1 protein-coding gene is annotated in these 1,171 nt (G+C 45.3%); it reads left to right on the plus strand.

The genetic code is table 11. The annotated features are described in order from the left end of the window. Window positions 1–1,171 (plus strand): hypothetical protein (locus JMN32_RS19000; RefSeq protein WP_202857953.1); only part of this gene is annotated, 1,171 nt, incomplete at both ends.

Raw genomic sequence — 1,171 nt, forward strand, 5'->3', positions numbered from 1 at the left:
AAAAAAAAGAAGGAAACCAAAGTAAAAGAAAAAGCAGCCAAAGGTTCATCAGGTAGTTCGGACCGATTGAGGAAGCTGGTAGATAAAGTCATCCATGAACTTGACGAAATCAGGGATGATCACCCGGGTGGTGACCTGGATGACATTCTTGAAAACACGATCAGCGATCTTCAAAATGCCGTAAAATCAGGTGATGACAAAAGCCTGGCAGGTGACATTAAAGAAGCCATAGACCCTTATTTACATTGGGAGAAAACTATTGAACACAACCAGCTCCTTCGTCTTGGGTACGTGGTAATTTCAGAGCAGAAAGGCAGGGAGAAGGTGGCTGAAATCGTTAATAAATTACTGAAAAAGCTTGGAACAACGAAAGAAGCCCAAAAGCCAGAGACCGATAAACCATTTTCCAAAAACAGGAACCCAACAAAAAGGACCACAAAGGCCGGACTAAGCAAAGTATTGGTCAGGGAAGTAACGGATGAACTGACTGATTTGGGCATAGATTTGGATGGTGAATCAGAAATTGTCATAGCCAGCACAAGGATGGACCTGGAAGAGGCTCTTGACAGCAACGATGACGAGCTGGAGAACCTGGTAAAAGAGGCTATACAAAACTTTCGGGATTGGCTTGATGAGATCAGGGAAGACAAAAAAGCTCTTCCTACAATAGTCTCCATCAACAAGCTGGTCACAGCGCTGGGTGAAAAGCCGATCCCGGTGGTCATTTCACCCAAATCCAGGGAGAAATCAAAACAATTCATGAAGAAGCTGGAAGGGATTGAAGGAGACATTGAGGCCTGTCGTGCCGTGATCCGGGAGCATAACAAAAAGAAGCGTGAAGCCGAGGGACCTAAACCCAAAAAGACCCGATACACGCAGCTCCGGGAGAAGCTTTTGGCAGTGGTCAGTATTATTCCCGACAAACTCAAGGAAGACCAGGAAGTACAACAAAAGACCGAAGGAATCCTTTTGCATACGCATAGGGAGCTGGTCAGGGCATGGGGCATGAGCAAAGTGAAAGCCAAAGCCGGTGCCAATGCCATTAAGGAAAAGTTTGATGCTATGGAGGAAAAAACGGCCAAAGAGGAAAGGAAAGCTATTCTGGCCAAATGGAAGAAAGATTTGCCGGATGTGGACAAACTGGTGCCAAAGATCAGTAAGGATAAACAAA

This window comes from Fulvivirga marina (genome assembly GCF_016775155.1).
Classification (GTDB): domain Bacteria; phylum Bacteroidota; class Bacteroidia; order Cytophagales; family Cyclobacteriaceae; genus Fulvivirga; species Fulvivirga marina.